The organism is Pantoea sp. YR525 (genome assembly GCF_900116775.1).
In the GTDB taxonomy this organism is placed as follows: domain Bacteria; phylum Pseudomonadota; class Gammaproteobacteria; order Enterobacterales; family Enterobacteriaceae; genus Pantoea; species Pantoea symbiotica.
In genome coordinates, this window is sequence record NZ_FPBU01000013.1 from 12819 (window position 1) to 37397 (window position 24579).

General features: G+C 55.4%; 16 protein-coding genes and 3 tRNA genes. 12 read left to right on the forward strand and 7 right to left on the reverse strand.

Annotation, left to right across the window (positions count from 1 at the left end):
- Nucleotides 1–4: 4 nt before the first annotated feature.
- The 5 genes from BM323_RS21730 to recD all read left to right on the forward strand — a co-directional run bounded on the left by BM323_RS21730 (nucleotide 5) and on the right by recD (nucleotide 12103).
- Nucleotides 5–262: a prepilin-type N-terminal cleavage/methylation domain-containing protein gene (locus tag BM323_RS21730; RefSeq protein ID WP_238541751.1), complete on the forward strand. Its 258-nt coding sequence runs from the start codon at nucleotides 5–7 to the stop codon at nucleotides 260–262.
- Nucleotides 263–331: 69 nt separating this feature from the next.
- On the forward strand, nucleotides 332–3712 hold the full coding sequence (gene recC, locus BM323_RS21735; protein WP_008109276.1) for an exodeoxyribonuclease V subunit gamma: 3381 nt from the start codon (nucleotides 332–334) through the stop codon (nucleotides 3710–3712).
- Between the two features lie 107 nt (nucleotides 3713–3819).
- On the forward strand, nucleotides 3820–6717 hold the full coding sequence (ptrA, locus tag BM323_RS21740; protein WP_091004310.1) for a pitrilysin: 2898 nt from the start codon (nucleotides 3820–3822) through the stop codon (nucleotides 6715–6717).
- Nucleotides 6714–10253: an exodeoxyribonuclease V subunit beta gene (recB, locus tag BM323_RS21745; protein ID WP_008109280.1), complete on the forward strand. Its 3540-nt coding sequence runs from the start codon at nucleotides 6714–6716 to the stop codon at nucleotides 10251–10253. The genes ptrA and recB overlap by 4 nt, the downstream gene beginning before the upstream one ends.
- On the forward strand, nucleotides 10250–12103 hold the full coding sequence (gene recD, locus BM323_RS21750; RefSeq protein WP_008109283.1) for an exodeoxyribonuclease V subunit alpha: 1854 nt from the start codon (nucleotides 10250–10252) through the stop codon (nucleotides 12101–12103). The genes recB and recD overlap by 4 nt, the downstream gene beginning before the upstream one ends.
- Before the next feature lie 118 nt (nucleotides 12104–12221).
- Here the strand turns inward: recD and argA are convergent, their stop codons facing one another.
- The gene (gene argA, locus BM323_RS21755; RefSeq protein ID WP_007891884.1) at nucleotides 12222–13550 is read right to left on the reverse strand and encodes an amino-acid N-acetyltransferase; all 1329 of its coding nucleotides are present in this window, start codon (nucleotides 13548–13550) and stop codon (nucleotides 12222–12224) included.
- Nucleotides 13551–13783: 233 nt separating this feature from the next.
- Here argA and amiC point away from each other — a divergent pair, with 233 nt between their 5' ends.
- Entirely contained in the window at nucleotides 13784–15019 is a 1236-nt protein-coding gene (amiC, locus tag BM323_RS21760) for an N-acetylmuramoyl-L-alanine amidase AmiC (RefSeq protein WP_139221445.1), read from the forward strand.
- Between the two features lie 51 nt (nucleotides 15020–15070).
- Here the strand turns inward: amiC and BM323_RS21765 are convergent, their stop codons facing one another.
- From BM323_RS21765 to BM323_RS21780, 4 genes are all read right to left on the reverse strand, one after another.
- Complete coding sequence (locus BM323_RS21765; RefSeq protein WP_008110342.1) at nucleotides 15071–16636, reverse strand: Ig-like domain-containing protein; 1566 nt, start codon at nucleotides 16634–16636, stop codon at nucleotides 15071–15073.
- A gap of 274 nt (nucleotides 16637–16910) precedes the next feature.
- Nucleotides 16911–16987, reverse strand: a tRNA-Met gene (locus BM323_RS21770).
- 51 nt (nucleotides 16988–17038) lie between these two features.
- A tRNA-Met gene (locus BM323_RS21775) sits at nucleotides 17039–17115 on the reverse strand.
- A gap of 51 nt (nucleotides 17116–17166) precedes the next feature.
- Nucleotides 17167–17243, reverse strand: a tRNA-Met gene (locus BM323_RS21780).
- A 204-nt stretch (nucleotides 17244–17447) separates the two neighbouring features.
- Between BM323_RS21780 and mltA the strand changes: the two genes are divergently transcribed.
- Together mltA and tcdA are read left to right on the forward strand one after the other, a co-directional pair.
- The gene (gene mltA, locus BM323_RS21785; protein WP_008109581.1) at nucleotides 17448–18596 is read left to right on the forward strand and encodes a murein transglycosylase A; all 1149 of its coding nucleotides are present in this window, start codon (nucleotides 17448–17450) and stop codon (nucleotides 18594–18596) included.
- A gap of 28 nt (nucleotides 18597–18624) precedes the next feature.
- A complete protein-coding gene (gene tcdA / locus BM323_RS21790) occupies nucleotides 18625–19431 on the forward strand; it encodes a tRNA cyclic N6-threonylcarbamoyladenosine(37) synthase TcdA (RefSeq protein ID WP_008109579.1) in 807 nt (268 codons plus the stop codon).
- On the opposite strand, the gene csdE is transcribed toward tcdA, so the two are convergent.
- Complete coding sequence (gene csdE / locus BM323_RS21795; RefSeq protein WP_008109578.1) at nucleotides 19419–19874, reverse strand: cysteine desulfurase sulfur acceptor subunit CsdE; 456 nt, start codon at nucleotides 19872–19874, stop codon at nucleotides 19419–19421. The two genes, tcdA and csdE, sit on opposite strands and share 13 nt — an antisense overlap.
- Nucleotides 19875–19878: 4 nt before the next feature.
- Nucleotides 19879–21084, reverse strand: a complete 1206-nt coding sequence (gene csdA, locus BM323_RS21800) for a cysteine desulfurase CsdA (protein WP_036649890.1) — start codon at nucleotides 21082–21084, stop codon at nucleotides 19879–19881.
- Nucleotides 21085–21290: 206 nt separating this feature from the next.
- Here csdA and BM323_RS21805 point away from each other — a divergent pair, with 206 nt between their 5' ends.
- The 4 genes from BM323_RS21805 (at nucleotide 21291) to rlmM (ending at nucleotide 24313) form a co-directional block, all read left to right on the forward strand.
- Nucleotides 21291–21515, forward strand: a complete 225-nt coding sequence (locus BM323_RS21805) for a YgdI/YgdR family lipoprotein (RefSeq protein ID WP_008109575.1) — start codon at nucleotides 21291–21293, stop codon at nucleotides 21513–21515.
- Between the two features lie 342 nt (nucleotides 21516–21857).
- The gene (locus BM323_RS21815) at nucleotides 21858–22775 is read left to right on the forward strand and encodes a transcriptional regulator GcvA (protein ID WP_008109573.1); all 918 of its coding nucleotides are present in this window, start codon (nucleotides 21858–21860) and stop codon (nucleotides 22773–22775) included.
- A gap of 49 nt (nucleotides 22776–22824) precedes the next feature.
- A complete protein-coding gene (locus BM323_RS21820; protein WP_008109570.1) occupies nucleotides 22825–23220 on the forward strand; it encodes a DUF423 domain-containing protein in 396 nt (131 codons plus the stop codon).
- Nucleotides 23213–24313, forward strand: a complete 1101-nt coding sequence (rlmM, locus tag BM323_RS21825) for a 23S rRNA (cytidine(2498)-2'-O)-methyltransferase RlmM (RefSeq protein ID WP_008109569.1) — start codon at nucleotides 23213–23215, stop codon at nucleotides 24311–24313. The genes BM323_RS21820 and rlmM overlap by 8 nt, the downstream gene beginning before the upstream one ends.
- The last annotated feature ends 266 nt before the right edge of the window (nucleotides 24314–24579 follow it).

The following is a 24579-nucleotide window of genomic DNA, read 5'->3' on the forward strand; positions in this document are numbered from 1 at the left end:
GTTGGTGGCGATGCTGTTGCTGGCGATGACCATCAGCACATTGCTGCAATATCATCGTGCGCTGGCGCTGGGTTTTAGCCAGCAGTGGCAACAGCGTCAGGCGTGGCGTGTTGCCGGTCAGGCGTTGCTTGGACGTGAAGTTGAGGGATGGCAGAGTCAGCGCCAGCAGCAGAGCCTGGCGGGCGGCTGTACGCTAGAGCGCATTAAGGTTACGGGTCCACAGCAGCGTTCCGCCTCACTGGCGCAGCTCAATTGCCACTAGCGGTAGGCATTGCAGGTGATAAACGGTAGAGTGGCTCGGCTGCGTTGTTGTCTTGTGTTTAGGAGAAATATGTTCCGGGTCTATCACTCAAATCAGCTTGATCTGTTGAAGAATCTGGCAGGAATTCTGATTGAAAATCAACCGCTGGCCGATCCGCTGGCGGCTGAGCAGGTGCTGGTACAAAGCCCAGGTATGGCGCAGTGGCTGCAAATGGAGCTGGCTAACAGTTTTGGCATTGCCGCCAACATCGATTTCCCGCTGCCTGCCAGCTTCATCTGGAACATGTTCGTTAAGGTGCTGCCCGATATTCCTGAAGAGAGCGCCTTCACTAAAGCCAGCATGAGCTGGAAGCTGATGCATCGCTTGCCAACTTTGCTGGAGCAGGATGCATTCCAGCCGCTGCGTCACTACCTCAATGATGACGACGATAAACGCAAGCTGTATCAGCTCAGCGCCCGCGTTGCTGACCTGTTTGACCAATATCTGGTGTACCGCTCGGACTGGCTCAACAGCTGGGAGCGCGGTGAAATGATTGATGGCTTGGGCGAATCGCAGCAGTGGCAGGCGCCGCTGTGGTGCGATCTGGTCAACTTTACCGAAAGCCTGGGTCAGCCGATGTGGCATCGCGCCAATCTCTATGCGCGTTTCATCCAAAAGCTGGAACAGGCGCAAACGCCGCCGCCGGGTTTGCCACAGCGCGTGTTTATTTGCGGTATTTCCGCGCTGCCGCCGGTCTATCTGCAGGCGCTGGAAGCGCTGGGTCGGCACATTGATATCCATCTGCTGTTCACCAATCCCTGCCGTCATTATTGGGGCGACATTCAGGATTATGCCTTCCTGGCGAAGCTGCAAAGCCGCCAGCGCCGCCGCATACAATCGGATGAGCTGCAGCCGCTGTTCCGCGATCCGGCTAGCGCACCGGCATTGTTTAACGACATCGGCGAGCAGCAGCTGACCAATCCGCTGCTGGCGTCATGGGGCAAACTGGGGCGCGATAACCTGTTTCTGCTGAGCCAAATGGAATCCGCTGCCAACGACATTGATGCCTTCGTTGAGATGCCACAAGACAATCTGCTGCACAGCTTGCAAGCAGATCTGCTCAATCTGGACGATAGAGCGGTCATTGGCCTCAACGCCGGTGAGCTGGCGAACAGCGCCGAGAAACGCCTGCTTGATCCTGACGATCGCTCGATCACGCTGCAGGTGTGTCATAGCGCTCAGCGTGAAGTTGAAGTGCTGCAGGATCATCTGCTCACGCTGATGGAAGCCAACCCCGAACTCAAGCCGCGCGACATCATCGTGATGGTGGCGGATATCGACAGCTACGCCCCTTTTATTCAGGCCGCTTTTGCCAGCGCGCCGAGCGAACGCTATTTGCCTTTCGCCATCTCCGACCGTCGCGCTAGTCAGGCGCACCCGGCGATTCTGGCGCTGCTCAGCTTGCTGTCGCTGCCTGAAAGTCGCTTTGCCTCCGAAGATGTGCTGGCGCTGCTTGAGGTTCCTGCATTGGCGCAGCGCTTCTCGGTGGATGAAAGCGGGCTGCGCCTGCTGCGCCGTTGGGTGATGGAATCCGGCATTCGCTGGGGATTGGATGATGCCAGCGTGGAAGCACTGGCGCTGCCGGTAACTGGACAACACACCTGGCGCTTCGGCCTACAGCGCATGCTGCTCGGTTATGCGCTGGAGAGCCGCAACGGCGACTGGCAAGGGATTCTGCCGTATGACGAATCCAGCGGTTTGATCGCTGAGCTGGCGGGTCATCTGGCCGAATTGCTATCGCGACTGGAAGAGTGGCGTGCGCGTCTGGCAGAAGAACGCACACTGTCAGAGTGGCAGCCGCTGTGTCGTGAGCTGATTGAGTGCTTCTTTAGCGGAGACGCTGAAAGTGAAGCCGCGCTGCTGCTGGTGGAAACCCAGTGGAAACAGATTATCGAACAGGGCATGCAGGCGGCGTATCAACAGCCAATTCCGGTTACGCTGCTGCGCGATGAGCTGCGTTCGCGCCTCGATCAACAGCGTATCAGCCAGCGTTTTCTTGCCGGTCCTATTAACTTCTGTACGCTGATGCCGATGCGTTCGATTCCCTTCAAAGTGGTGTGTTTGCTGGGCATGAACGATGGCGTCTATCCACGCACCTTAGCACCGCTTGGTTTCGACCTGATGCAGCAACAGATGCGCAAAGGCGACCGCAGCCGCCGCGATGATGACCGCTATCTGTTCCTCGAAGCGTTGATCTCGGCGCAGCAGCAGCTCTATATCAGCTACATTGGCCGGGCGATTCAGGATAACACCGAGCGCTATCCATCGGTATTAGTGAGCGAGCTGGTAGATTATCTGGGACAAAGCTTCCGTCTGCCGGGTGATGAGGCACTTGAACCCGATATCAGCGAGCAACGCGTGCGCGAACATCTGCAAAAGCTGCATAGCCGCATGCCGTTTGCCGCAGAAAACTTCCAACCGGGCGCACCCGGGCAAAGCTTTGCTGCGGAGTGGCTGCCAGCTGCCAGCGGCAGCGGCGTGGCACAACCTGATTTTGTGCAGCCCTTGCTGCCTGCACCGTTAGAAACCTTGTCGCTGGAGCAACTGCTGCGTTTCTGGCGTCATCCGGTGCGCGCCTGGTTCCAGCAGCGCTTGGGTGTGGCTTTCTGGATGGAAGAGAGCGAATTGCCCGACAGCGAACCGTTCGCGCCTGACAGCCTCGAACGCTACCAAATCAACGCCCAATTACTGAATACGCTGGTCAACGGTGACGATCCGGCGCAGCTGTATGCGCGTAACCGCGCTGCAGGTAATCTGCCTTATGGCGCATTCGGGGAACTTTTCTGGCAGAGCCAGACCGAAGAGATGCAGGAAGTGGCCGCCGAGGTGAGTGGTCAACGCCAGCCCGCCGAAAGTTGGGAAATCAATCTGGCGCTCGGCGCAGTGCAATTGACCGGCTGGCTAACGCAGGTGCAAGCTGATGGCCTGCTGCGCTGGCGTCCGGGCGTGCTGAACATGAATGATGGTCTGCTGTTATGGCTGGAACATCTGGTGTATTGCGCGTTGGGCGGCAGCGGTGAAAGCCGCATGTACGGCCGTAAACAGAGTCACTGGCGCTTCGCGGCGCTGCCTGCTGAACAGGCGCTGTCGCTGCTGAATGAGTATGTTGCGGGTTATCAGGCTGGATTAGTCCAGCCGCTGATGCTGCTGAATAAATCCGGCGGCGCCTGGCTGGAAGCCAGCTTTGATAGCAAGTCGCAGCAGTTGCTGGAGGACGAAGCAACGCAGAAAAAGGCACTTAACAAATTGCTGCAAGCCTGGCAGGGTGGTTTCCAGGTCGAAGGCGAGGGCAGCGATCCCTATCTGCAACGCCTGAGTCGCTCATTGGATGATGATGCCGTGCAGGCGATAACTGCCGCCGCACGCCAATGGTATTTGCCGGTGCGCCTGGCGCATCAAAATGATGAATAGCAAGGGAATACGGCCTCGTTTGAGGTTGTTCCTGACACGATAAGAAAGTTTGTCTATTTCACCGCTGGGCACACAGCCAGCGGAAAAGGGTAACGTAAGGGGTTTAAATGCGGATTTACGCACGCTGGATTGGAGCGCTGCTGCTGAGCACGTTAGCGCTGAATGCCTTTGCCGATACCGATCGCGGCTGGCAACCCATCAATGACACCATTCGTAAAAGCGATCACGATCCACGCAGTTACCAGGCGATTACGTTAAACAACGGCATGACCGTGCTGCTAGTCTCGGATGCCGAAGCGCCTAAATCATTGGCGGCGCTGACCTTGCCGATCGGTTCGCTGGACGATCCTAATCAGCAACTGGGTCTGGCGCACTATCTCGAACACATGGTGTTGATGGGTTCAAAGCGTTATCCGCAGCCTGATAATCTCGCCGAATTCCTGAAAAAAAATGGCGGCAGCCACAATGCCAGCACCGCGTCGTATCGCACGGCGTTCTATCTGGAAGTGGAAAACAGTGCGCTGCAGCCAGCGGTAGACCGACTGGCCGATGCGATTGCTGAACCGCTGCTCGATCCGGTTAATGCCGATCGTGAGCGTCATGCGGTCAACGCAGAACTGACCATGGCTCGCTCACGCGATGGCTTGCGCATGGCGCAGGTGGGCGCTGAAACCCTTAACCCTGCGCATCCGGGTTCGCGCTATTCCGGCGGCAACCTCGATACGTTAAGTGACAAGCCGGACAGCAAATTACATCAGGCGCTGACCGACTTTTATCACAGTCACTACTCCGCCAATCTGATGAAGGCGGTGATCTACAGTAACAAGCCGCTGCCCGAGATGGCCGATATTGCGGCGAAAACCTTTGGTCGAGTGGCTAATCATCAGACCACCGTGCCAGAGATTGACGTGCCGGTGGTGACCGACGCGCAGAAGGGCATCATTATCCATTACGTGCCCGCCCAGCCGCGCAAGCAGTTAAAAATTGAGTTCCGCATCCCGAACAACAGCGGCCAGTTCCGCAGCAAAACCGATACGCTGATCAGCTACATTCTCGGCAATCGCAGTAAAAACACCCTGAACGACTGGCTGCAAAAGCAGGGGCTGGCGGATGGCGTCAGTGCCGGTGCTGACCCAATGACCGAGCGAAATAGCGGCGTCTTTGCTATCAGCGTCTCGTTAACCGACAAAGGTCTGGCGCAGCGCGATGAAGTGGTCGCTGCAGTGTTTAATTACCTCGATATGCTGCGCAGCAAAGGCATCAGCAAAGAGTACTTTGATGAAGTCTCCCACGTGCTGGCGCTGGATTTCCGTTATCCATCAATTACACGCGATATGGATTACATCGAATGGCTGGTGGATACCATGCTGCGGGTGCCGGTTGAACATACGCTGGATGCGCCTTATCTGGCCGATCAGTTCGATCCCGCCGCAATAAAAACGCGTCTTGATGAAATGACGCCGCAGAACGCGCGTATCTGGTATATCAGCCCGCAGGAGCCGCATAACAAAGAGGCCTACTTTGTGAATGCGCCCTATCAGGTGGACAAAATCAGCGACGCCCAGTTCAGCGACTGGCAGCAACGCGCCGCACAGCTCCAGCTATCGATGCCCACGCTGAATCCCTACATTCCGTCGGATTTCTCCATCATTCCCTCCGATGGCAAAACCTACGATCATCCGGTAGCACTGACCAATGGCGACAGCATGCGTATTTACTGGATGCCAAGTCAGATGTTTGCCAGCGAACCGAAAGCCGCTATCACCCTGGCGCTGCGCAACAAATCCGCGATTAGCGATGCGCGCCAGCAGGTGCTGTTTGGCTTGAATGACTATCTCTCCAGCCTGGCGTTGGATGAACTAAATTCGCAGGCCTCGGTTGGCGGCATCAGTTTCTCCACCGGAGAAGATGATGGCATCGTGTTTAGCGCCAGTGGTTTTACCCAACGTCTGCCGGAATTGCTGAAGAAGCTGGTGGAAGGTTACGCCACCTTTACGCCGGATCAGCAGCAGCTGGAGCAGGCCAAATCCTGGTATCTGGATCGACTGGAAGCAGCAGAGAAGGGCAAAGCGTTTGAGCAGGCGATTCAGCCGATGCAGATGTTGTCGCAGCTGCCTTACACCCAGCGTGAAACGCGCCGCAAACTGGTGAAGGACATCACGCTGAAAGAGGTCACCGATTACCGCGATGCGCTGATTCATCATGCAACGCCAGAGATGATGGTGGTGGGCAATCTCTCTGCCGATCGCGTGAAAAAGCTCGGCGATGAGCTGCAGCAGCAGTTGCAGAGCGATGGTCACGGCTACTGGCACAGTGATTATGTGACGGTGGATAAAGCGATGAAGGCCAATCTGCAAAAAGCCGGCAGCAGCACTGATTCGGCGCTGGCCGCGCTATATGTGCCGTTGGGCTACAGCGAATATCAAAGCATGGCTAACAGCACCATGCTGAGCCAGATCGTTCAACCCTGGTTCTACAACCAATTGCGCACCGAAGAGCAGCTCGGTTATGCGGTGTTTGCGTATCAGATGCCGATTGGACGCCAATGGGGCATCGGTTTCCTGCTGCAAAGTAACAGCAAGCAGCCGGCGTTTTTACTGCAACGCTTCCAGGCGTTTTATCCGCAGGCTGAACAGCGTCTGCGCAGCATGAAAGCGGAAGATTTTGCCCAGTATCAGCAGGCGCTAATCAACGATATGAAGCAGCGCCCGCAAACGCTGGATGAAGAGGCGAACCGCTTTAACCGTGACTTTAAACGTCAGAACTTTGCCTTCGATACGCGTGAAAAAGCGATTGAGCAAATTCAGCAACTGACGCCAGCCGGTCTGGCCGACTTCTTCCATCAGGCGGTCTTAGCACAAACAGGCATGGCGATGATTTCGCAGATTGGCGGCAGCCATGATGGCGCGACCAAAGATGACTACGCGCAACTGCCGGGCTGGACCACATGGGATGAGGTCCAGAAGCTGCAGCAATCGTTGCCCGTGAAGAGTGACGCGCAATGAGTCTGCTACCTGAATCGCTCAATCCTCTGACGCTGCCGCTGCGCGGTGAGCGTCTGATTGAGGCCTCAGCCGGAACCGGTAAAACCTTTACCATCGGACTGCTCTATCTGCGGCTGTTACTGGGATTGGGCGGACAACATGCTTATTCGCGTCCGCTGTCGGTAGAAGAGATTCTGGTGGTGACCTTTACCGAGGCCGCTACCGCTGAGCTGCGCGGGCGTATTCGCGCCAACATCCACGAGCTGCGGCTGGCCTGCCTGCGCGGCGTCAGCAGCAACCCGATGCTGATGCAGCTACTGCAGGAGATCCCGCAACCCGCCGATGCCGCTTCGCTGCTGCTGGCCGCGGAACGCCAGATGGATGAAGCCGCCATATTCACCATCCACGGCTTCTGCCAGCGCATGCTGAATCTCAACGCCTTTGAGTCCGGCATGCTGTTTGAACAACAGCTGATTGAGGATGAACAGCTGCTGCTGCGCCAGGCGACCGCCGATTTCTGGCGTCGTCACTGCTATCCGCTGACGCTGGATGTCGCGCGGGTGATTGTCAGCGAATGGAGCGGCCCGGAGCAGTTACTTTCCACTTTGCGTCCGTGGTTGCAGGGCGAATCGCCCAGCCTGCGTCTGCCGCCTGCCGACAGTGAAACTCTGGCTTCGCGCCACTGCGAAAATCTGGCGCGTATCGCCGCGATGAAAGCGCAATGGCTGGCGGTGGGTGAAGAGGTGCTGACGCTGGTGGGGCAATCCGATGTGGATAAGCGCAGCTACAGCAGCAAAAATTTGCCGGTTTGGGTCAACAAAGTCAGCTTCTGGGCGCAGAGCGAAACGCGTGATTATCAGGTGCCTGCCGAACTGGCGCGCTTCGGTCAGCGCATGCTTGAAGAGAAGACCAAAAAGGGCAATCCGCCGCATCACACCTTGTTTGACGCCATCGACACGTTCCTTGCCCAACCGCTGTCGCTGCGCGATCTGGTGATTGCGCGCGCGCTGGTCGAGGTGCGCGCTGCGGTGCGCAAAGAGAAACGTCAGCAGGCACTGTTGGGTTTTGATGACCTGCTGAGCCGCCTCGACGAAGCACTGCAACAGCCGAGCGGTGAGCAGCTGGCTCAGGCGATTCGCCAGCGTTTCCCGGTGGCATTGATAGATGAGTTTCAGGACACCGATCCGCTGCAATACCGCATCTTCCGTACGCTATACATCAATCAGCCAGCGCATGCGCTGCTGTTGATTGGCGATCCCAAACAAGCGATTTACGCATTTCGTGGCGCGGATATTTTTACCTACATACGCGCGCGCAGTGAAGTCAGTGCGCACTACACGCTGGACACCAACTGGCGCTCGTCGCCAGCGATGGTCAATAGCGTCAACCAGCTGTTTGCACGCCTCGACGCGCCCTTCCTGTTCGCCGAGATCCCGTTTTTGCCGGTGCAGTTCGCGCCACCGAACCAGCCGTTGTCTCTTAGCATCGATCAGGTTGAGCAAGCGGCGTTACGCTTCTGGCTGCAGCCGGGCGAAGGCTGCAGCGTTGGGGATTATCAACAACGTATGGCGCAGCAGTGTGCGGCTGATATAAGTCGCTGGCTGCAGGCCGGGCAGCAGCAGCGCGCGATGTTGGGCAAAGCGCCCAATTTGCGGCCGGTTCAAGCCTCTGACATCACCGTGCTGGTGCGCAGCCGTAACGAAGCCAACCTGATTCGCGAAGCGCTGAATCTGCTGGGGATTCCATCGGTTTACCTGTCGAATCGCGATAGCGTTTACACCACGCCGGAAGCGCGCGAGCTGTTATGGCTGTTGCAGGCGGTACTGGCGCCGGAGCAGGAGCGTATGCTGCGCACCGCGCTGGCAACCTCGCTGTTTGCCTTTGATGCCTCGCAGCTGGATGCGCTGGATCAGGATGCGCGCGGCTGGGACGAACTGGTGGATACCTTTGCCAGCTGGCAACTGGTTTGGCAGCAGCGTGGCGTCTTGCCGATGCTGCGCGAGATGATGCTAGAGCGCCAGCTGGCGGAAAATCTGCTGGCCTCGGAGAACGGCGAGCGTCGTCTGACGGATTTACTGCATTTGGGCGAACTGCTGCAGGAAGCGGCTGCACAACTGGACAGCCCGCATGCGCTGGTACGCCATCTGGCACAGCAGATCGCGCGTCCGGACAGCCAGTCTGCCAGCCAGCAGCTGCGTCTCGAGAGCGATCGCCATCTGGTGCAGATTGTCACCATCCACAAATCCAAAGGGCTGCAATATCCGTTAGTGTGGCTGCCGTTCGCCGCCGGTTTCCGCGAGGCGGATACTGCGCTCTATCATGATCGTGAGAACTTTGACGCGATTCTGGATCTGCAAGCCGACGAGGAGAGTCTGGCGCTGGCCGAACAGGAGCGTCTGGCAGAGGATTTACGCCTGCTCTACGTGGCGTTAACCCGTTCGATCTATCACTGCAGCGTCGGCGTGGCACCGCTGTTTCGCGGCACGCGCAAGAAAGAGGGCGAGAGCGATTTGCATAAAAGCGCGCTCGGTTTTCTGTTGCAACGCGGCGAAGCGGCGACGGCCGAACAGCTCGGTGCGTTACTGCATGACATGGACGCGGCAGGCACCGATGTGGTGCTGGCAGAAGATATGCAAGCCGAGCGCTGGCAGGTTGAGGCTATCGCCGATAGCGAATTGGGTGCGCGATGCGTAACGCGCGTGCTGGCCGAACCGTGGCGCGTCACCAGTTATTCCGGTTTGCAGCAGCACAGTTCTCATCGTCTGCTTGAGGTGATGCCGAATTTTGATGTCGAAGCGGCAGGCGAAGAGGATCGTGAAGAGGAAGGGGAAGCGGCGCTAACGCCACATCACTTCCCGCGCGGTGCTGCGCCGGGAACGTTTTTACATGAGTTGTTCGAATCACTGGATTTCCCGCAGCCGCCTTCTGAAGAGATGCTGGCGCAACATCTGCAGCAAAACGGCTATCCGCTGCACTGGCAGCCGATGCTCAGCACGTGGATTACGCGCGTATTGAGCACGCCGCTCAACGCGCAGGGCATTCATCTGGCGCAGGTGCAGAGCAGCGACCGTTTGGTGGAGATGGCGTTCTATCTGCCAATTGACAACGTGCTGACCGCGCGTGAATTGAGCGCGTTAATTTCTCAGGATGCGTTATCGGCACAGGCTCCGCCGCTCGATTTCCGTCAGGTGCAGGGCATGCTGAAAGGCTTTATCGATCTGGTGTTCCGCTGGCAGGGCAAATATTACCTGCTGGATTACAAATCCAACTGGCTTGGCGACAGCCATGAAGCTTACACGCCGCAGGCAATGGCGCAGGCGATGATCGACCACCGCTACGATTTGCAGTACCAGCTCTATACGCTGGCGCTGCACCGCTATTTACAACATCGCGTGCCGGATTACGATTATGAGCAGCATTTCGGCGGCGTATTTTATCTGTTCCTGCGTGGCATGGACGGCAGTTCGCCAGACAACGGCGTGTTCCACACCCGCCCGACTTTCGATTTTGTTTCACAACTGGATAGCCTGTTTCGCGGGCCGGGAGCGACAGCATGAGCGGTATGACCGCGCTTTTAGCACAGGCGGCTGAGCTGCGTTTACTGCGTTCGCTGGATGTCCAGTTCGCTCAACTGCTGGCCGATGACGAGCAACCGGCGCGTTTGCTGCTGGCAGCGTGCCTGAGCGCGGAAGCGGGAGATGGGCATGTCTGTTTGCCGTTATCACAGCTGAGCTGCGACAACCTGTTTAAAGGGCGTCATGCGGAGCTGGCGCAGGCCATCTGGCAAGCGGCAGGCGAACCACAGGATTGGCCTGCAATTTTAAGCGGCTGGTCGGCGCTGAGTAATAGCGAGCAAGCAGCGCCCATCGTGCTGAGCGAAGACCGTCTCTATCTGCATCGCCTTTGGCACAACGAAGGGCAGGTGGCACGCTTTTTTCAGTCACCGTCGACAGCGCAACCTTTTGCGGCTGAGCGGGTGCGGCAAGTGCTGGATCAGCTGTTTGGCAACGAGCCGGATAACTGGCAGAAGATTGCCGCTGCGGTAGCGCTGACGCAGAAAACTGCAGTGATTTCGGGCGGTCCTGGCACCGGTAAAACCACCACGGTAGCAAAACTGCTGGCGGCGCTGATCCGTCTCAGTGAAGGCGCGTTACGTATTCAGTTGGCTGCACCAACCGGCAAAGCGGCGGCGCGTCTTACCGAATCGCTGGGCAAGGCGCTGCAAAAGCTGCCGGTGAGTGAGGCGGAGCGGCAGCGCTTTCCAGCCGATGCCACCACGCTGCACCGCTTGTTGGGCGCGCAGCCGGAAACGCAACGCCTGCGGTATCACGCCGGAAATCCGCTGCATTTGGATGTGCTGGTGGTGGATGAAGCCTCTATGGTCGATCTCGGCATGATGGCGAATCTGATTGCCGCATTGCCAGCGCAGGCGCGCGTGGTGTTCCTTGGCGATCGCGATCAGCTGGCGTCGGTGGAAGCGGGCGCGGTGCTCGGTGATATCTGTCGCTGTGCCGAAGCCGGATACAGCCCGATGCGTGCTGCGCAACTGAGCGCGCTCACCGGCAGCGAGGTCGCCGGCATTGATGACATCCGCGCGCCCGCCGTGCGCGATGCGATTTGCCTGCTGCGCAAAAGCTACCGCTTTGACGCCAACTCCGGCATTGGTCAACTGGCCGCAGCGGTTAATGCCGGTGATGCAAAGGCGGTTGAAGCGGCATTCCAGGCAGGGTTCAGCGATATCAGCCGTAAACCTCTGCAGGATGCGGATGCGTATCAGGCGATGCTGACGGAGATTGCCGCCGGTTATCAGCCGTTCCTGAAACTCATAAGCAAGCGTGCTGATCCTGCAGAGATTATCGCAGCATTTGGCCGTTATCAGCTGCTGTGTGCGCTGCGTGAAGGGCCGTTTGGCGTGCAGGGATTGAACCAGCGTATTGAGCAGAAGCTGATGCAGCTGCAGCTGATTCGTCGTCCAACCGGCGGCAGTCGCTGGTATCAGGGGCGTCCGGTAATGGTGACGCGCAACGACAGTGCGTTGGGTCTGTTTAACGGCGATATTGGCATCACACTGTTTGACGAGGAAGGTCTGCTGAAAGTGTTCTTCCCGTTGCCGGATGGCAGCATTAAAGCAGTGCAGCCGAGCCGATTGCCGACCCACGATACCGCGTGGGCGATGACGGTGCATAAATCGCAGGGTTCGGAGTTTGATCACACGGCGCTGGTGATGCCGGCACAGTTTCTGCCGGTGTTAACGCGCGAACTGATTTATACCGCGATTACCCGCGCACGTAAGCAGCTGACGTTGTATAGCGATGACAGCGTGTTCCGTCGCGCTGTGCAGTTGCGTACCCAGCGACGCAGTGGATTACTGGAGCGGTTGAGCGGGGGAGTAAATGTGGTGCGGTGATGGACAAGGTCGGCATGAATAGTGCGGTAATTGACCAGGTCGGCATGAATGCCGACCCTACGGGTGAATGGTTTTTCGTAGGGTCGCCATTTATGGCGACCAATCATACCAACCGCACTTAACCCAAATCCGCCATCAACACTTTTGAACGGCGCTGATAGTTATACATCTGCTTCTTGCTCTCAGGCAGCGACTCAATATCCACCGGCGTAAAGCCACGCTCCTGGAACCAGTGAATGCTGCGCGTGGTTAACACAAACAGCTTCTTCAGCCCCATCTGACGCGCCTGCAACGCCACGCGATCCAGCAACAGTTCGCCACGCGACGAGCTGCGATAATCCGGATGCACCGCCACACAAGCCATTTCACCAATCTGCTCATCCGGGAACGGATAGAGCGCGGCACAGGCGATGGTCAGGTTGTCGCGCTGAATAATGGTGAACTTATCAATCTCCATCTCCAGCTGCTCGCGGGAACGACGCACCAGAATACCTTGCTGCTCCAGCGGGCGAATCAGCTCAAGAATGCCGCCGATATCGTTGATGTTGGCGCGACGAATCTGCTCGGCTGACTCCATCACAATCTGGGTACCGATACCGTCGCGCGAGAACAGTTCTTGCAGCAACGCACCATCTTCCTGATAGCTGATCAGATGGCTGCGACGCACGCCGCTGCGGCAGGCTTTTACCGCGCCACGTAAGAAACGCACGGTGCCTGAAAGGAAATCGCCATCGCTTTCCATCTCATCGATGCGCGCCTGGGCTTCGTTCGGGAACAGTTCAGAAATAATCGCGCCTTCGCGATTGGTCACGCCCTGTTCAGAGCAGAAACCAATCATCTTCTCGGCTTTCAATTTGATCGCCAGCTGCGTCGCCACTTCTTCAGACGTCAGGTTGAAACTCTCGCCAGTAACAGAAACCGCCACCGGACCGAGCAGCACAATCGCGTCGTTGTCCAGCTGACGATGAATCGCTTCCTCATCAATACGACGAATACGGCCGCTGTGGCAGTAATCAACGCCATCGTCCACGCCCAGCGGCTGCGCGATGATGAAATTGCCGCTCACCACATTAATGTGCGCACCTTGCAGCGGCGTGTTGTTGAGGCTCATCGACAGACGCGCGGTGATATCCAGCTGTAAACGACCTGCGGCTTGCTTCACCAACTCAAGTGACTGCGCATCGGTCACGCGGGTGTGTTTGTGGTAAATCGGTTCCAGCTGTTGCTGGGCCATGCTGGCGTCAATTTGCGGACGCGCACCGTAAACCACCACTAAGCGAATGCCGAGGCTATGCAGCAGACCGATGTCATTAACGATGCTTGAGAAGTTCTCATGCTCGATGGCCTCGCCACCCAACATGATGACAAAGGTCTTGTCACGATGGGTATTTATATAGGGAACGGTATGGCGAAAACCCTGAACCAGTTCTGTACTGCGTTCCTTCACGGCAAAGCCCTCTGTGCATGTTTATTCGTAATTTTCGTATTTTTATGCTCTTTTGCCCCTTATTGCAAGCGCCGGGCCTGACGTTACTTTACGATTTTCCTGATGCAACACGCGCTAACAGCCTGCATTATCTGGTTTTTCCGGCAAGACAAGACAATTCTCATCGAACAAAGTTTTCACTTTCTTGCCATCAAGTGACGATTTTTTAGACATAACACAGCAGTTGGAGCGGCATGTCCGAAGCTTTCACACGACGACGATTATTACAGGGCGCAGGCGCACTATTAATGCTGAGCGTCACACGCACCGGGCTGGCTGCCAGCCAGCATATTGTGGCGGTGCGCATCTGGCCATCATCGACTTACTCCCGCGTTACACTGGAATCCAACGTTCCCCTCAAGTACAAGCAGTTCACGCTGAGTAATCCCGATCGTCTGGTTATTGATATTGAAAATATGCACATCAATCCGGTCCTGAAAGGGGTCGATAAACTGGTGCGCGTGGACGATCCTTTCATCAAAACTGCACGCGTCGGCCAGTTTGATGCCAACACGGTGCGACTGGTGCTGGAACTGAAGCGCAGCACGGCACCTAAGACTTTCACCCTGGCGCCGGTGGCGGGCATCAAGCACCGCTTAGTGGTCGATCTCTATCCTAATCAGCAATCACGGGAAGAGGATCCGCTACTGGCATTACTGCAGGATTACAATCAGGGCGATCTGGAGCGCGATCAGCCGGTGCAGGCGGCGCTGCCGGGGAAAGCGGGGCACGATCGCCCGATTATCATCATGATCGATCCCGGACATGGCGGTGAAGATCCTGGCGCGCATGGCAAATACAAAACGCGTGAGAAAGATATCGTGTTGAAGATTGGTCGCTATCTGAAGGCGCTGATCGATAAAGAGCGCAACATGAAAGCCTATATGACGCGGAATGAGGATGTGTTCATCCCGCTGCGTGTCCGCGTAGCAAAAGCGCGTAAGCAGCGCGCGGATCTGTTTATCTCGATCCACGCCGATGCCTTCACCAGCCGAGCCGCACGCGGTTCATCGGTGTTTGCGCTCTCAACCAGCGGCGCTACCTCTGCAGCGGCGCGCTTCCTCGCGCAAACGCAGAATGAGGCCGATTTGATTGGCGGCGTCAGCATGAGCGGCGATCGCTATCTCGACCACACCATGTTCGACATGGTGCAGCGGCAAACCATTAGCGACAGCCTGAAGTTTGGCAAAGAGGTGCTGTCGCGCATGGGGCATATCAATCACCTGCACAAGCCCACAGTCGATCAAGCCGGATTTGCCGTACTGAAAGCGCCGGATATTCCCTCGATTCTGGTGGAAACCGCGTTTATCAGTAATGTGGAAGAGGAGCGCAAGTTGCGCACATCGCGCTATCAGCATCAGGTGGCTGAGGCGATTCTGCATGGTATTAAGGCGTATTTTGATAAGGGTGCGGCGCTGGCGCATAGATAATAAAAAAACGGATGGCATATGCCATCCGTTGAGTTTCATTCAAACCGGGACTTACGCGTATTGCGCGTACTGCGGTTCTTCCGTGATTGATGATGTGAAGGAATCTGAGTTAAGTTCTACGCCGGTAGAAAGGCTTTCTGTGCTCAACTCTGCCTGGGTCAGAATCAGTGCTGGTGCTTCTTGCTGCTCGCTGATCTCGGCGAAGAGCGATGCCTCTTCGTTGATCAACAATTCATTCAGAGAGAATTGGTTGAATGCTTTACCGGCAGCGATTTCTGGCTGGTCATTAGTGTCATAAACATCGGTAACCGCATTAACGCTAAAGCTGCCCCAACCCCAGTAACCACCGGATGCCTGCGGTGCCGCGATGCTGAAGGCGAATGGCTCGCTAACCTGGTTATTTGAGTGTGCGGTCAGGAGATGTTGGCCCGCTTCAAGCTCACTGCTTATTTCATAAATCCATTTACCGCTGGCATCAGCCTGCGCATAACCAATGAATTTTGAACCTTCTAATAAGACAACATTCGCGAAAGGCTCACTTTTACCACTGATCCATGGAGTGGTATCTGAAGACTGACCATTCTCAGGGATGATATCGAATGATTGACCGTCAATGAGATGATCAATCACCAGCGGTTGCTCAATTGAAGAATCTGCACCGATGGTCAATGTATATTTAGCGGTTTCACCATTCACTCGAACTTCAAAAGTGTGTGTGCCTGCAGCCAGATCTTTAAATGGTGTAATGGTCCATTTGCCAAAGCCGTTAGTGACCGAACCACCAATAGGCTCATTACTGCCTTCAATGAATAAATAAACATAAGAGTTAGGAGATGCTTCACCTGAAAAACCTGGGCGTGAATCGCTGGTGACACCATTCTCAGGAATAGTGCTTGCTGTTAAATAATCAAAGGCACCCGTGAACGTTACAGGATATTGAGCAGGCGCGGTATCAATGGTGATATTGAAATCTGAGCTAAATTTGCCATTAACGAATGCGCGGATATTATGACTGCCATCAGCAATATCAAATTCTGGTGTGATCTTCCAGTTGCCATAGTTATCACTGTAGCCATGGGCAATAACATTGTTGCTTTCATTGACAAGCGTTACCAGCGAGTTTGCAGGACCTTTTCCGCTAAAGGTTGGATGCGAATCATCGGTGGTTTTACCTTGCTCAATGATACCTTTATGAATGCCGACATCATCATAAACTTGAGTGATTTCAACGGGAATAGGACCATTGTTTCCCTGAACCACAATGTGAATAGGTTCTCCGCCTGAAAAACCGAAACCTTCTTGCTTAATGGTGAAGTTGTGAGATCCAGCATTAAGCACATCTGACAAATCAGCAACCCACACGCCTAACTTGTTTGATTCAACGGTTTTGATTAACTTACCGTTGTCATAAATTTCAATTTTTTTATATCCATTGGCAAATCCTGACAATGATAATGTACCGGTGTTATCAACTGCACCAGGGTTAATAGATGACCATAGTGAGTCTACTTTATGGCTAATGTCATCAAGATAGACTGTACCGTTTGGAATATATGGCTTCCAACCGAACTGTGTTTGATAATAACCGGAATATTTGTATCCATTAGTATAAGCCATTTTTATTTCTCACTGTGTCATGACAACACACTTTGTGTTATCTATGCCAGCAGTATGTAAATTATTCAGGCTGGAGAGATTGAGATTTGTCCCGATAAAAATTAACTAAAATGTTTAGAATGTTGTTTTTAATTAAACAGATCAGAGTGTTTAAGAAATTTTCAGGATAATAAACGTGTTGGAGTGAACTGAAGAAAGAGAAAAAGAGGAGTGTTGAGGATGATGAAGGGCATTCTTAAAAACAAAAAAACACCCGTTAAGGTGTTTAAATGATTGGTTGCGGGGGCCGGATTCGAACCGACGACCTTCGGGTTATGAGCCCGACGAGCTACCAGGCTGCTCCACCCCGCGTCCGTCTGTCGCATTAAGCGACTTTTCACATTGTATTCTTCTTAAGACAATTGGTTGCGGGGGCCGGATTTGAACCGACGACCTTCGGGTTATGAGCCCGACGAGCTACCAGGCTGCTCCACCCCGCGTCCGTTTGACGCGTACACACACTTCACATTGTCTCTTCATTTAAGAAGAATTGGTTGCGGGGGCCGGATTTGAACCGACGACCTTCGGGTTATGAGCCCGACGAGCTACCAGGCTGCTCCACCCCGCGTCCGTGGATGCGCACTATACTCTGGACGCGCGGCGATGCAACCCCTTTTTGAGACAAAACGCCAAATTTACAGTCAGTTGATGAATAAACTCGCCATCGGGTGAATTATTGTACAGATGTGAGCGTGACCGCTTAGGGCAGATTTCAATCTCTCTGTCCCTTTGCTATCTTCGCCGGGCAAACAATCGATAAAAAGAGAAGGTTATGAAAGGACATTGGGCGAAGTATGCACTTACTGGCGCATTTATCGCGCTGTTAGCGGGCTGTAGTTCTAAACCGACCGATCGCGGTCAACAATATATAGATGGCAAGCTGGAGCAACCGCTCGGGCTGGTCAATCAGCCGAACGCCAAAGGGCGTCCGGTGAACGGCAAAGACTTTGGCGATCAGGTGGTGCAGATTCAAACTGCCTCGTCTGGCCTGTTTGGGCGCAACAACGGCACCTACAGCGCAGTGCAAAACTGGCTGCTGTCCGGCGCCGATACGCGTCAGCTTAATCAGTTTGGTTTGAATGCCTACCAGATGGAAGGCACCGACAATTACGGTAACGTGCAATTCACCGGCTACTACACGCCGGTCGTGGAAGCGCGTTATACCCGTCAGGGCGAGTTCCAGTATCCGATTTATCGTATGCCGCCGCGTCCGCGCGGACAGAAGCTGCCGAGCCGCGCTTCTATATATAGTGGTGGGCTCGACGATCGCTACATCATTGCCTACAGCAACTCGCTGATCGATAACTTCATGATGGATGTGCAGGGCAGCGGCTACGTTGATTTTGGTGATGGTCGTCCGCTGCGCTTCTTTGGTTACGGCGGCAAAAATGGCTGGGCTTACCACAGCGTTGGTAAAGAGTTGATCGATCGCGGTGAAGTGAAGCGTGAAGATATGTCGATGCAGGCGATTCGTCAGTGGGCGCAAGAGCATTCGCCACAGGAAGTGCGTTCGGTGCTGGAAACCAACCAATCCTTCGTCTTCTTTAAGCCGGAAGAGTATGTGCCGGTACGCGGTGCCAGCGCGGTACCGCTGATTGCCAAGGCCTCTGTTGCTTCCGATCGTTCACTGATTCCAGCCGGAACCGTGCTGTTAGCCGAAGTACCGCAGCTGAACGAGAAGGGCAAGTTCAATGGCAAATATGAGATGCGCCTGATGGTGGCGTTGGACGTGGGCGGCGCGATTAAAGGCCAGCACTTCGATATCTATCAGGGCGTTGGCCCGGATGCGGCGCATCTGGCCGGTTTCTACAACCATTATGGTCGCGTCTGGGTGCTGAAAGCCGCGCCGGGCACCGGTCAGCCGGTGTTCAGCAACCCACAAAATGGCAACAACGGTTCGCTGCTGTTAGGTTCTAATTAATGTCCCGTTTTAGCGAAAAGGTTTGGTTATGACAGTAGTAAGCGACGCCTGGCGACAACGTTTTGGCGGCACGGCGCGTCTCTATGGGCAGGACGCGCTACAGCGTTTTGCCGACGCGCATTTTTGCGTGATTGGTATTGGTGGCGTAGGTTCATGGGCGGCGGAAGCGCTGGTGCGCACCGGCATCGGTAAAATCACCCTGATTGATATGGACGATGTCTGTATCACCAATACCAACCGCCAGATCCACGCGCTGCAGGGCAAAGTGGGCCAGGCGAAGACCGAAGTGATGGCGGAACGTATGCGCGCTATCAATCCGGAATGCGAAGTGATCTGTATCGATGACTTCATCACGCCGGAAAATACCGCCGAACTGTTATCGGCGGGGTTCGACTTCGTGATTGATGCGATTGATAGCGTGCGCCCCAAAGCCGCGTTGATTGCCTGGTGTCGTCGCAACAAGATCCCGCTGATTACCACCGGCGGCGCGGGCGGCCAGATCGATCCCACACAGATCCAGGTTAGCGATCTGGCGAAAACCATTCAGGATCCGCTGGCGGCTAAGCTGCGTGAGAGATTGAAAGGGGATTTCGGCGTGGTGAAGAACAGCAAAGGCAAGCTCGGCATAGACTGCGTATTTTCAACGGAAGCGCTGATGTATCCGCAGCCGGACGGCAGCGTGTGTACTTCACGCTCCACCGCAGAAGGCCCGAAACGGATGGATTGTGCCGCCGGATTCGGCGCGGCGACCATGGTGACCGCCACTTTTGGGTTTGTGGCGGTTTCCCACGCGTTGAAGAAGTTTCTGGCGAAAGCGGCGCGTCAAACGGCCTGAGTATGCTGACGTGCAGCGCGTTGCACCGCATCCGCCAGCGCCTGTAAGCCGCTGCTGCGCGACGCACTAAGCTGCGCACGCAGACCTAAGATATCAAACAACGCCAGCGGATCTTGCTGCAGCAAGTCGGCTGGCGTTTTGCCTTCCACCGCCGTCAGCAACACCGCCAGCAATCCGCGCACGATGCGTCCTTCACTGTCGCCATAAAAATGCAGTGTGCCGTTGTTCAACAGCTGGCTGCTGAGCCACACGCGATTTTCACAGCCCGTGAGCTCGATATCCGGCGTTTTCAACTCCTCCACTAACGCAGGCAGCTGGCGGCTAAGCTGGATCAACTGACGATAGCGATCTTCCCACTGATGAAAATGGGTGAATTTTTCCGTCAGGCTGGCTGCGGTAATCAGATCGCCGAACGGATGCGGGGCGAGCAGAGTTGATGTCATGGGCTTATTCACTCAGTAAGTCGACGGCATGGCGCATGGCGCGCACCAGCGCATCCACGTCCTGCAAATTATTATAGGGGGCGAACGAGACACGCAGCGTGCCGGTTACGCCAAGCGCCGCCATCAGCGGCTGCGCGCAGTGCTGTCCGGCGCGTAACGCGATGCCGTGCTCGGCGAGCAGCGTGACGATGTCGCTGTGATGAATACCGGCAATATCAAACGCCAGCAGGCTGGCATTGCCACAGCGGAAGCTGCGGAAACCGGGGATCTCGCTCAATTGCTCTTCGGCCAGACTCGCCAGCTGCTGGCTCCACATTTCGGCTTTTTTGCCATCATGTTGCGCCAGCCACTCCAGCGCGGCACTCAAACCCACCACGCCCGCAACGTTTGGCGTTCCGGCCTCAAAACGCCACGGCACCGGCTGCGGCGTGAAACCGTTAAAATCGACCTGCGTCAGCATTTTGCCGCCGCCTTGCCATGGATCCATCGCCTCCAGCAATTCCGCCTTGCCATACAGCACGCCAATGCCCATCGGGCCGTAAAGTTTATGGCCGGAAAAAGCATAGAAATCAATATCCAGCGCCTGCACATCCGGCGGACAATGCACCACGCCTTGTGCACCATCAACCATCACTTTGGCGCCGACGTCATGGGCTAAACGGATCGCCTGCGCCAGATCCGGACAGCCGCCGGTGACGTTCGACATCTGGCCAACGGCTAGCAATCGGGTGCGTGAATTGAGCAACGCCGGCAACTGTGCGATATCCGGCAAACGATCGGCGCCCAGCGTCCATTTCACCACTTTCGCGCCCGCCGCTTTTGCCACTATCAACCACGGCACCAGATTGGCGTGATGTTCGGCTTCGCTAACCACAATTTCATCGCCAGCTTGCAGTCGCGGTGCCAGCCAGCTGTTCGCCACCAGATTGATCGCTTCGGTGGTGCCGCGCGTCCAGACAATCTGCCGATCGTCCACAGCATTGAGCCAGCGCGCCACTAAACCGCGCGCCTGTTCGTATTTTTCCGTCAGCGCGCGAGCGGCAGCGAACTGGCTACGATGCACGGTGCCTGCGCTTAAGCTGTAGAACTGTGCGGTTGCGTCGATCACTGCCTGCGGCTTGAGCGCAGTGGCGGCGCTATCGAGGTAGATACCGGCATCGCTCATTGCGGGGAACTGCTGGCGGAAGGCGCCTGGGGAAAAAATGGTCATACTCAGCCCACTGTTAATCATATTAGGACCAGGCTGAAAGCTGGTCCGTTGCCTGGCAAAGCTGGAAAAGCGCGTTATGCTATTTATTGCAAGGTTTGAACCGAAACCCGCATAACGCATCGCTATTCACAGTCGATTTCACTGGCGCTACCTTTGGTGAGCGCATGCGGGTGGTTTAATGCAATCAATCTGCAAGGAGATAGAAGATGAATAAACTCACCGCAGTGCTGGCCGTATGTACTCTGGCCTTTACCCTGTCCGCATGTTCCAGCAATTACGTGATGCACACTAACGATGGTCGCACTATCGTCGCCGATGGCAAACCTAAAGTTGATGACGAAACCGGTATGATCAGCTATCAGGATGCCAATGGCAACAAGCAGCAGATTAACCGCTCTGACGTCAAAGAGATGGTAGAGATGGGGCAGTAAACGGCAGTAAGAGATAAAAAAAAGCACCGCAATTTGCGGTGCTATTTAAAATCACTATGGACAGACAGGGTAAATCTACAGGAATTAAAAGCTTGATCTGCAAGCGTCAGATCAAAATGCAAACACAACATCACGACCACAAGCCAAAAGTTCTCCAAAAGTCTGCGATCTCTCGCACGTTTCCAGAAATCTTTTCGTTCCGGCTCAGGAAGTGCGGCAACTATAGGTATTTGCTGGAGCTTCCTCAACGGACAAATTATAATGTCTCGGATTAAAAAAACTAATACGTAGCGACTTTGTATAAGTTGAAGTATTACCTTGTCAATCCGGATACGGAAAACCATGTCTAAACGCCTTCCGCCGCTTAATGCTTTACGCGTCTTCGATGCTGCTGCCCGTCATTTGAGCTTCACCAAAGCCGCTGAAGAGCTGTTTGTTACCCAGGCTGCTGTCAGCCATCAGATCAAATCTCTGGAAGATTTCTTAGGTTTAAAGCTGTTTCGCCGGAGGAATCGTTCGCTTTTACTGACAGAAGAAGGTCAAAGCTACTACTTAGACATCAAGGAGATTTTCTCCGCCCTGAACGATGCCACGCGCAAGTTGCAGGCGCGCAGCGCCAAAGGTGCGCTCACCGTCAGTTTGCTGCCGAGTTTCGCCATTCAGTGGCTGGTGCCTCGCCTTTCCAGCTTTAATATGGCTTATCCGGGCATCGACGTGCGTATCCAGGCGGTGGACCGTGATGAGGAGAAATTGGCGGACGACGTCGACGTGGCGATTTTCTACGGTCGCGGCAATTGGCCAGGCCTGCGGGTTGAGAAATTGTATGCCGAATATTTGCTGCCGGTCTGCTCACCAATGTTGCTGACCGGCGACAATCCGCTCAAGTCACCGGCTGATTTGGCGCACTGCACGCTACTGCATGATGCATCGCGCCGCGACTGGCAATCCTATACGCGCCAGCTGGGTTTGCAGCACATTAATGTGCAACAGGGCCCGATCTTCAGTCACAGCGCCATGGTATTGCAGGCGGCGATTCATGGTCAGGGCGTGGCGCTGGCGAATAATGTGATGGCGCAGAGTGAGATTGAAGCCGGTCGCCTGGTGTGTCCTTTTAATGACGTATTAGTCAGTAAAAATGCTTTTTATCTGGTTTGTCATGACAGCCAGGCAGAACTGGGTAAAATAGCCGCCTTTCGTCAGTGGATCCTGGAAAAAGCGGCCAATGAACAAGAAAAATTCCGTTTTCGCTACGATCACTAATGCATCGATGGCTGCACAGTGATGTGCGCACTACCTTGAGGATTCTTTGATGTCCAGTCGTGCCATGTTTGTTTTTGCTGCTATCAGTGGATTTTTACTGGTGGCGTTTGGTGCTTTCGGGGCGCATGTGCTGAGCAAATCGCTTGGCCCGGCCGAAATGGCGTGGATACATACCGGCCTCGAATATCAGGCGTATCACACGCTGGCGGTGATCGGCTTGGGTGCCGCCATGCTGCGCCGCGCCAATATCTGGTTTTACTGGAGTAGCGCCGCGATGGCGCTGGGTACCGTGTTGTTCAGTGGCAGCCTCTATTGTCTGGCGCTGTCGCACATGAAGTTTTGGGTTTTTGTTACGCCAGTGGGCGGCTTGTGCTTCCTTATTGGCTGGTTCTTGATGTTGATTGGCGCACTGCGTCTGAAACGAAAGGCAGATCGCCATGAATAAAGTTTTACTCTATTGCCGTCCGGGATTTGAGAAAGAGTGCGCGGCAGAAATCAGCGCGAAAGCAGCTGAGCGCGAGATTTACGGTTTCCCGCGCGTCAAAGATGACTCGGGTTACGTGCTGTATGAGTGCTATCAGCAGGAAGACGCTGAAAAGCTGATCCAAACGCTGCCGTTTGCCGAGCTGATCTTTGCGCGTCAGATGCTGGTGGTGGGAGAGCTGATGCGCGATTTGCCGCCAGAAGATCGCATCACGCCGATTGTCGGCATGCTGACCGGTGTGGTGGAGAAGGGCGGAGAACTGCGGGTTGAAGTGCCGGATACCAATGAAGCTAAAGAGCTCACCAAGTTCTGCCGTAAATTAACCGTGCCGCTGCGTGCCAGCCTGCGGGAAAGCAAAATCCTGCTTAATTACGAAACGCCGAAGCGTCCGGTGGTGCATGTGTTCTTTATTGCGCCGGGCACCTGCTACGTTGGCTATTCGCTGCCGGAAAACAACTCGCCGTTCTACATGGGTATTCCGCGCCTGAAGTTCCCGTCCGATGCGCCGAGCCGTTCCACGCTCAAGCTGGAAGAGGCCTTCCACGTGTTTGTGCCTGCGGATGAGTGGGATGAGCGTTTAGCCAGCGGCATGTACGCCGTCGATCTCGGCGCTTGCCCCGGCGGCTGGACCTATCAGCTGGTGAAACGCAGCATGTGGGTATTTGCGGTGGATAATGGTCCGATGGCGCCAAGCCTGATGGATACCGGACAAGTCACGCACTGCCGCGAAGATGGTTTTAAATTCCGTCCGCCGCGTACCAATATTAGCTGGCTGGTGTGCGACATGGTGGAAAAACCGGTGCGCGTAGCGAGCCTGATGACTGAATGGCTGGTTAATGGCTGGTGCCGTGAAGCGATCTTCAACCTCAAGCTGCCCATGAAAAGGCGCTACGAAGAAGTGACGCAGAACCTGGCGATGATTGATGACGCGCTGAAAGCGCAGGGCATTAATGCCCAGATTCAGGCGCGTCAGCTGTATCACGACCGCGAAGAAGTGACCGTTCACGTACGCCGGTTGTGGGCGGCAGTTGGCGGCCGTCGCGACGAGCGTTAATCCTGCTTCATACTTTGCACTACAGCGGCGTTGGCTGCGCTTGCTCGCACCGGTCACATACTGATGTATGCTCCCGGGGACTCGCGCACTTGCCGCCTTGCTGTAGCACAAATTATTACGCAGGATGCCTGCTTCATACTTTGCGCTACAACGGCGTTGGCTGCGTTTGCTCGCCCCGGTCACATACTGATGTATGCTCCCGGGAACTCGCGCACTTGCCGCCTTGCTGTAGCACAAATTATTTCGCAGGATATGCTGTGTTTTGT

Bases quoted from the DNA above. Each gene is read 5' to 3' on its own strand.
- BM323_RS21805 (WP_008109575.1), top strand. From the start codon at position 21,291: ATGAATAAACTCACCGCAGTGCTGGCCGTATGTACTCTGGCCTTTACC.
- BM323_RS21820 (WP_008109570.1), top strand. From the start codon at position 22,825: ATGTCCAGTCGTGCCATGTTTGTTTTTGCTGCTATCAGTGGATTTTTA.
- ptrA (WP_091004310.1), top strand. From the start codon at position 3,820: ATGCGGATTTACGCACGCTGGATTGGAGCGCTGCTGCTGAGCACGTTA.
- BM323_RS21815 (WP_008109573.1), top strand. From the start codon at position 21,858: ATGTCTAAACGCCTTCCGCCGCTTAATGCTTTACGCGTCTTCGATGCT.
- recB (WP_008109280.1), top strand. From the start codon at position 6,714: ATGAGTCTGCTACCTGAATCGCTCAATCCTCTGACGCTGCCGCTGCGC.
- tcdA (WP_008109579.1), top strand. From the start codon at position 18,625: ATGACAGTAGTAAGCGACGCCTGGCGACAACGTTTTGGCGGCACGGCG.
- BM323_RS21765 (WP_008110342.1), bottom strand. From the start codon at position 16,636: ATGGCTTATACTAATGGATACAAATATTCCGGTTATTATCAAACACAG.
- csdA (WP_036649890.1), bottom strand. From the start codon at position 21,084: ATGACCATTTTTTCCCCAGGCGCCTTCCGCCAGCAGTTCCCCGCAATG.
- amiC (WP_139221445.1), top strand. From the start codon at position 13,784: ATGTCCGAAGCTTTCACACGACGACGATTATTACAGGGCGCAGGCGCA.
- recD (WP_008109283.1), top strand. From the start codon at position 10,250: ATGAGCGGTATGACCGCGCTTTTAGCACAGGCGGCTGAGCTGCGTTTA.
- rlmM (WP_008109569.1), top strand. From the start codon at position 23,213: ATGAATAAAGTTTTACTCTATTGCCGTCCGGGATTTGAGAAAGAGTGC.
- recC (WP_008109276.1), top strand. From the start codon at position 332: ATGTTCCGGGTCTATCACTCAAATCAGCTTGATCTGTTGAAGAATCTG.
- mltA (WP_008109581.1), top strand. From the start codon at position 17,448: ATGAAAGGACATTGGGCGAAGTATGCACTTACTGGCGCATTTATCGCG.
- csdE (WP_008109578.1), bottom strand. From the start codon at position 19,874: ATGACATCAACTCTGCTCGCCCCGCATCCGTTCGGCGATCTGATTACC.